Below are 7314 nucleotides of genomic sequence, written 5' to 3' on the forward strand. Positions count from 1 at the left end.
GAGCGCGCCATGCCGGTGCCGAGAATGGCAAAATCAATGAGCTGTTGCGCATCGGCTCCAATGGTCGCACCGACGTCCAGCACCACGCTTTCGCCGCGCAATGTTGGCCAAAGGGCTGCGATTGCTGGGCGATCGATGGTGGCCATGGTGCGCAGGCAAAATTTCGACATCGCCATCAGCGCGCCGGTGTTGCCGGCGGAAATGCAGGCGTCGGCTGTGCCGGCCTTGACCGCTTCGACGGCCTTCCACATCGATGACTTCCAGCGGCCGTGGCGCAGCGCCTGGCTCGGCTTGTCGTCCATCCTGACCGCAACTTCGCAATGGAAGAATTCGCTGATCTCGGCGAGCTTGGGAAATTTGGCAAGTTCGGGGCGCACGACTTCCTCACGCCCGAAGATGACGAAGCGGATGTCGGGACGACGGGTCGCGACCGTCATGAGCGCTGGTATGACCACGGCTGGTCCGTGATCGCCGCCCATGGCATCGATGGAAATCCTGATCACGCGGTATTTATCTCACGGTTAGGCGGCAGGTCGCTTGAGCGACCGCGAAGGTTCGGCGAAAATAACGGTTTTGGGCTGCCGCACAACCGACTTTTCCGTCGCGGGCGAGCTTTTCAGGATTTTCCCAGCAAGGATCGCAGTTTTTGCTGAAATTCATTCTCCGCCGGTTCGGTCTCGCTGCCGGCATTGAGCGATGCGCCCTGCTTACGCGGATAGGGGTCGATGGCGAGCCCGAAATACTGTTCGGCGAGTGCCCCGACATCGATCGTGTCACCGGAAAATGTCTCTGGACTGTCAGGGCCTTCCGCATCGAGCAGGATCTCGCCGCCACCATCGAAGCCCTGCCGTCCGAGCTTGGAATCCTCGGGCAGCAGCAGCGCTTCGACCGGTTCGTCGATATGTGCTTCGACAGGCTCGAGCGTGACGATGCAGGCCTGAGTGATGTCGGCCTCGACGCGGCCGCTGATCTTCACGCCATTGCGCTTCCATGACGCGACCAGAAGCTCGGCGCGATAGGATTCGACCGAAATCAGCCCGTGCTCCTCGGCCAGTGCCGCACGCTGTGCGGCATCGGCCTCGATAACCAGCGGCAGGCCCTTCTGCGGCAGGCGCGTAATGTTGGCGCGGAAGGAGACCGGGCTTTGCGGGTCAACATGCTTCATTGTTCAACCTCCTTGGCGGCGGGAAAGGTCAGCGTGCCGGAGACAATCGATTCGGATGGCTGCGCGGCCAGATGACTGCGCGCGTCGGTAACATAGTTGGCCAGCAGCGATGCTTCCGCCCAGGCGCCCGTGTCGGGCCGGACATTGCGGGCAAGAGCCGCGGTCAGCCCGTCATGGTCGTTTCTTTCCAGGGCATCATCATAGGCAGCGGTACGGCCATAAAACATCTTTGCCAGTTTTTTCATGCGTTTGGGCACGCCAACGTCGCCAATGCCCAATTCCCGCAACGAATGGTCGACGTCAAGGAAGAACTCGTCGATCAGCACCTGGGCGACCTCTTGCGCCGCACCGCTCTCCCCGCGCAACCTGTGCTGGAACAGGAACATGTGCAGCGACAGCATCTCGAAACGGCCAAGCGGCGTATCTGGCACATTCCAGTGGGAATAAAACACAGTCTGCCGCGCCGCCGCCACGATTTGTGCGTAAAGCGCCTCGGTGATAGCGCGGTTGGCGTAGCGTTCGCGGCCAAAAAAGCGCTGGAACATTGGGGATGGTCTCCTGGGGACCGTTTGTTGAAGTGGGCTTGTTGCATCGGCAAGCAAGCTGGTTTACCGGTTTCGCGGCCCAGCGCAAGTTGCGGCCAGCTAATGGAGTTGTTGTTGCGCGCGCTGAATTTCAAGTCGACCTTCTCGTCCAGGCCCGCCGGCGCGATCTCGCTGCTGATGATCGTTTCGGCACTGTCCGCCTGCCACACCTCCAAGATGATGGGCGATCTCAGCCCGAGCGAGACGCTGACGCAAGGTTACGTCATAGACCAGCAGGCAATCGACCTGGTGCCGGTCGGTTCGAGCCGCGAGCAGGTGCTTCTGGCGCTCGGCACGCCGTCGACGACCGCGACCTTCGACAACGAGGCATTCTATTACATTTCGCAGACGCGCAAGCGCTACGTCGCCTTCGACAAGCCACGGCTCATTGACCAGCATGTGCTGGCTGTCTATTTCGGCGCCGATGGCCGTGTCACCCAGATCGCCAATTACGGGAAGAAGGATGGCAAGATGTTCGACTTCATCTCGCGCACCACACCGACCGGCGGCAAGGACCAGAACTTCCTCAGCCAGGTCATCAACGGTGCCAGCAAGCTGGCGCCCGGCATTCCCGGCGGCGGCGTCTAGTTCCCTTCGGCTTCCATTCCCGGAAGCCTCGTCATCTCAGGCGACCAAAAACCCGCGGGAGCGATCCTGCGGGTTTTTGTTATGGGTCACCAGTCAGGGCACGGCCACTGGCATGCTGCAGTGGCCACCACTGAAAACACGACGCTGGGCCCGGCATAAGGTGCCAGCGCACGCATTGCGAAGACCGGGCGAAAGCGAGCGCTGAAGGATAGTTTGGCTTTGCCTCAACAAAAAACCCGCGGGATCGCTCCCGCGGGTTTTTTCGGGCTGAAGCCTTGATCAGCCGTGCGCGAGCACGGCCAGCAGCAAGAGCGCGACGATGTTGGTGATCTTGATCGCCGGGTTGACGGCCGGGCCAGCGGTGTCCTTGTAGGGATCGCCGACCGTGTCGCCTGTCACCGAAGCCTTGTGCGCCTCGGAACCCTTGAGATGCTTGACGCCGTCCTTGTCGACAAAGCCGTCTTCGAAGGACTTCTTGGCGTTGTCCCAGGCACCGCCGCCAGAGGTCATCGAGATGGCGACGAACAGGCCATTGACGATGACGCCGAGCAACGAGGCACCCAGCGCTGCAAAGGCGGACGCCTTCGAGCCCGAGATCAACAGCACGCCGAAATAGACCACGAGCGGTGCCAGCACCGGCAGCAGCGACGGGATGATCATCTCGCGGATCGCCGCCTTGGTCAGCAGATCGACCGCGCGTGCGTAGTTCGGCTTCGAGGTGCCGGCCATGATGCCCGGATCCTCGCGGAACTGCTTGCGCACTTCCTCAACGATGGCGCCCGCCGCGCGGCCGACGGCCGTCATGGCGATGCCGCCGAACAGATATGGGATCAAGCCGCCGAAGATCAGGCCGGCGACGACGTAGGGGTTGGAGAGATCGAAGGAGATCTCGCCCATGCCCTGGAAGTAGGGATATTTGTCGCCATTGGCGGCAAAGAACTTCAGGTCGTTCGAGTAGGCGGCAAACAGCACCAGTGCGCCGAGACCGGCCGAACCGATGGCGTAGCCCTTGGTCACCGCCTTGGTGGTGTTGCCGACCGCGTCGAGCGCGTCGGTGGACTGGCGCACTTCCTTGGGCAGGCCGGCCATTTCGGCAATGCCGCCGGCATTGTCGGTGACCGGGCCGAAGGCGTCGAGCGCAACGATCATGCCGGCAAGACCGAGCATCGTCGTGACCGCGATCGCCGTACCGAAGAGGCCGGCAAGCTGATAGGTCGAGATGATGCCGCCGACGATGACGATCGCCGGCAGCGCCGTCGATTCCAGCGAGACCGCAAGGCCCTGGATGACGTTGGTGCCGTGACCGGTGACCGACGCCTGAGCGATGGAGTTGACCGGGCGCTTGTTGGTGCCGGTGTAGTACTCGGTGATGACGACGATGAGACCGGTCACCACGAGGCCGATCAGGCCGCATATGAACAGGTTCTTGCCGGTGATGACCATGCCGGCGACTGTGCCGATCTCGCCCCAGCCGAGCGTCACCTGTGTGGCGACGCCGAGGCCGACGATGGACAGCAGGCCGGTGACGATCAGGCCCTTGTAGAGCGCGCCCATGATCGAGCCGTTGGAACCGAGCTTGACGAAGAAGGTGCCGACGATCGAGGTGAGGATGCAGGCGCCGCAGATGGCGAGCGGATAAAGCATGGCCGCACCCAGAACGGCGGTGCCGCCAAAGAAGATGGCAGCCAGAACCATGGTGGCGACGACGGTCACCGCATAGGTTTCGAACAGGTCAGCGGCCATGCCGGCGCAGTCGCCGACATTGTCGCCGACATTGTCGGCGATGGTGGCCGGGTTGCGCGGATCATCTTCGGGAATGCCGGCTTCGACCTTGCCGACGAGATCGCCGCCGACGTCGGCGCCCTTGGTGAAGATGCCGCCGCCGAGACGGGCGAAGATCGAGATCAGCGATGCGCCGAAGCCGAGCGAGACCAGCGAGTCGATGACGATGCGGTCATTGGGCTGGAGGCCCATGAAGTGGGTCAGGATGAGGTAGTAGATCGACACGCCGAGCAAGGCCAGGCCAGCAACCAGCATGCCGGTGATGGCGCCCGATTTGAACGCGATGTCGAGGCCGGCAGCGAGGCTGTTCGATGCGGCTTGCGCCGTACGAACGTTGGCGCGAACGGAGACATGCATGCCGATGAAGCCGGCGGCGCCCGAAAGCACCGCACCGATCAGGAAGCCGATCGCGGCGGTGATGGACAGCAGCCACCAGGCGAGCACGAGGACGACGACGCCAACGATGGCGATGGTGGTGTACTGACGCGCCAGATAGGCTTGTGCGCCCTCGCGGATAGCCGCGGAGATTTCCTGCATGCGTGCATTGCCTTGATCGGCCGCAAGGACCGAACGTGTCGCCCAGATGGCGTAAAGGATTGAAAGCAGGCCGCAGGCGATGACGGCGGAAATAATTGTCATTGCCGGATTTTCCTCGATTGATGGCCCAAAAGAACCCCTCCCTGGGCCGTTGAGACAAAGACCGGATTCCGAGCACGGAATCCGCCTCTTCGCATCGGTGTATGCGAAACAGGGCTGCGAACGTCAAGATATTGTTCGGTTTTTGCCCGGCTTTCGCCCAAATGGTTTGGGCCAGGCGACGACTGCTGTCAGCACCCTCTATTAGATCGATTGAAATTGGCCTGACGCAGGACGCCCCTACTCGGCTCCCCGGCCCATGCGGCGCGCCGTGTAGCGCTCGATCGCCGACAGACCGTCATAGATCAGCACGGCAAGCGCTGCCACGATCAGGCCGCCTTGCAGGATGAAGGCGAGATTGTTGGACAACAGCCCGGCGATGATCACTTCGCCCAGCGTTTTGGCTGCCACGGTCGAACCGATGGTCGCGGTGGCAAGACTGATCACCACCGACAGCCTGATGCCGCCGAGAATGATCGGGGCGCTGAGCGGCAGCTCGACCTTGGTGAGCCTTTGCCAACCGGTCATGCCGGCGCCGCGCGCCGCCTCGACGACATTGGCCGGCAGCGTCGTCAGACCGGTCAGTGCATTCTCGAAAATCGGCAGCAGGCCATAGAGAAACAGGGCGATCAGTGTCGGCTTCTCGCCGAAGCCGACGGCCGGTACGGCAAGCGCCAGCACCGCCACCGGCGGAAAGGTCTGACCGATGTTGACGAGGCTGCGCGATAGCGGCAGGAATTCGGCGCCGGCCGGCCTGGTGACCAGGATGGCAAGCGCCACCGCAACGATGGTTGCCGCCACGGTGGCGATCAGAACCGTGCGTAAGTGCAGCAGGGTCAGCGTCAGCAGGCTGCCCTGGTTGTAGATCACCGGCGCGTTGTTTTCGGTCAGCGGCTTCAGCAGCGGCACGAACCACCCGGGATTGGTGACGAAGGCGACAAGCAGCACCACCAATGCTAGCCTGAGCAGCGATGGAAGCCAGGCCTTCATGCCGGCCTCGCCGCACGCTTCACCAGCCCTTCGACGGTCACGCGGCCAAGCGGCTTGCCGTCGGCGCCTTTGACCGGCAGCGCCGGCCGGCCCGACCACAACAATTCGGCCAGCGCGTCGCGCTGGCTCGCATCGCCGGGGATCGCCTCACCTTCGGCGGAGCCCTTCTCCACGGCATCGCGGACCCGGCCGAGCGACAGCAACCGGAACGGCCTTTCGCTGGCGCCAACCAGGGTCTCGACGAAGGCGCTTGCCGGCTTTGCCAGGATCTCGGCCGGCTTGGCGTATTGCACCAGCTTGCCGGCATCCATGACCGCGATCTTGTCGCCCATATGCACGGCCTCTTCCATGTCGTGGGTGACGAGGATGATGGTGGTGCCGAAGCGCTTCTGGATCGCCAGCAGATCTTCCTGCGCCTTGGTGCGGATGATCGGGTCGAGGGCGCCGAACGGTTCGTCCATCAACAGCACGTTGGGTTCGGCGGCGAGTGCGCGGGCAACACCGACGCGCTGCTGCTGGCCGCCGGACAGTTCGTGCGGGTAGCGAGGCCCGAAGGCTTCGGGATCGAGCTGATAGAGCGTCATCAGTTCGTCGACCCGGGCCTTGATACGGTCCTTGTCCCAGCCAAGCAGCACCGGCACGGTGGCAATGTTCTGTGCCACCGTGCGATGCGGAAACAGGCCGTGCCCCTGGATAGCGTAGCCGATGCTGCGGCGCAGCTCGTAGCCGGGCAGCGAACGATTGTCGGCGCCGTCGAGCTTGATGATGCCCGAGGTCGGCTCGACCAGCCGGTTGATCATGCGCAGCAGCGTCGTCTTGCCGGAACCGGACGTGCCGACAATGACGGCGATGGTGCGCGGCTCGATGACCATCGACACGTCATCGACCACGGTCGTCGCGTCATAGCGCTTGGTGATGCCTTCGATCTCGATCATGCCGTTTCAACCCTGCGCCTGGTGGCGGTCATTTCGATCACCGCATCGAGGATGATGGCGGCGGCAAAGGCGAGCGCGACCGTTGGCACCGCGCCAAGCAGCACAAGGTCCATCGCCGTCTGGCCCACACCCTGGAAGACGAACACGCCGAAACCGCCGCCGCCGATCAGCGCGGCAATGGTGGCGAGGCCGATGTTCTGCACCAAGACGATGCGGATGCCGGTGAGGATGACAGGAAAAGCCAGCGGAAACTCGATGCCGAACAGGCGCTGCCTGTCGGTCATGCCCATGCCGCGCGCCGCGTCGTTGGCCGCGCGCGGCACGCCGGCCAGACCGACCACGGTGTTGGCCACCACCGGCAGCAGCGAGTAAAGGAACAGCGCCACAAAAGCCGGTGCGGTGCCGATGCCGCGAATGCCGAGCGCGGCAGCTCCCGGCACATGCGTGGCAACCCAGCCGAGCGGCGCGATCAAAAGGCCGAACAGCGCGATCGAAGGAATGGTCTGGATGATATTGAGCGCGTTGAGAACGCCGGCGCGCAGACTTTCGACACGATGGCAGAGAATGCCGAGTGGCAGGCCGACGACCACCGCCGCAAGCAGCGACCCTAGCGCCAGCGTTACATGCTTGGAGC

General features: G+C 63.3%; 7 protein-coding genes and 1 pseudogene. 1 reads left to right on the forward strand and 7 read right to left on the reverse strand.

What is annotated here, in order from left to right; all coding sequences use genetic code 11:
- The 3 genes and pseudogenes from EN984_RS15845 to EN984_RS15855 form a co-directional block, all read right to left on the reverse strand.
- Positions 1–503 (reverse strand): annotated as a pseudogene (locus EN984_RS15845) (phosphate acyltransferase); the annotation flags it as partial.
- A gap of 113 nt (positions 504–616) precedes the next feature.
- Positions 617–1165, reverse strand: a complete 549-nt coding sequence (locus tag EN984_RS15850) for a DUF177 domain-containing protein (RefSeq protein WP_027162417.1) — start codon at positions 1163–1165, stop codon at positions 617–619.
- Positions 1162–1710 (reverse strand): ubiquinol-cytochrome C chaperone family protein, encoded by a 549-nt coding sequence (locus tag EN984_RS15855; RefSeq protein ID WP_127267861.1) that lies wholly within the window; start codon positions 1708–1710, stop codon positions 1162–1164. The genes EN984_RS15850 and EN984_RS15855 overlap by 4 nt, the downstream gene beginning before the upstream one ends.
- Before the next feature lie 114 nt (positions 1711–1824).
- Here EN984_RS15855 and EN984_RS15860 point away from each other — a divergent pair, with 114 nt between their 5' ends.
- A complete protein-coding gene (locus EN984_RS15860) occupies positions 1825–2337 on the forward strand; it encodes an outer membrane protein assembly factor BamE (RefSeq protein WP_127267855.1) in 513 nt (170 codons plus the stop codon).
- Positions 2338–2616: 279 nt separating this feature from the next.
- Here the strand turns inward: EN984_RS15860 and EN984_RS15865 are convergent, their stop codons facing one another.
- The 4 genes from EN984_RS15865 to EN984_RS15880 all read right to left on the reverse strand — a co-directional run.
- Positions 2617–4758, reverse strand: coding sequence for a sodium-translocating pyrophosphatase (locus EN984_RS15865; protein ID WP_127267856.1), 2142 nt, complete (start codon positions 4756–4758; stop codon positions 2617–2619).
- Positions 4759–4995: 237 nt separating this feature from the next.
- The gene (locus tag EN984_RS15870; RefSeq protein WP_127267857.1) at positions 4996–5745 is read right to left on the reverse strand and encodes an ABC transporter permease; all 750 of its coding nucleotides are present in this window, start codon (positions 5743–5745) and stop codon (positions 4996–4998) included.
- A complete protein-coding gene (locus tag EN984_RS15875; RefSeq protein WP_127267858.1) occupies positions 5742–6680 on the reverse strand; it encodes an ABC transporter ATP-binding protein in 939 nt (312 codons plus the stop codon). Before EN984_RS15875 ends, EN984_RS15870 begins: the two co-directional genes overlap by 4 nt.
- The coding region (locus EN984_RS15880; protein WP_164765489.1) for an ABC transporter permease at positions 6677–7314 on the reverse strand (638 nt) is incomplete at its 5' end. The genes EN984_RS15875 and EN984_RS15880, both read right to left, overlap by 4 nt.

Source organism: Mesorhizobium sp. M7A.F.Ca.CA.004.12.1.1 (genome assembly GCF_003997835.1).
Taxonomy (GTDB): Bacteria; Pseudomonadota; Alphaproteobacteria; order Rhizobiales; family Rhizobiaceae; genus Mesorhizobium.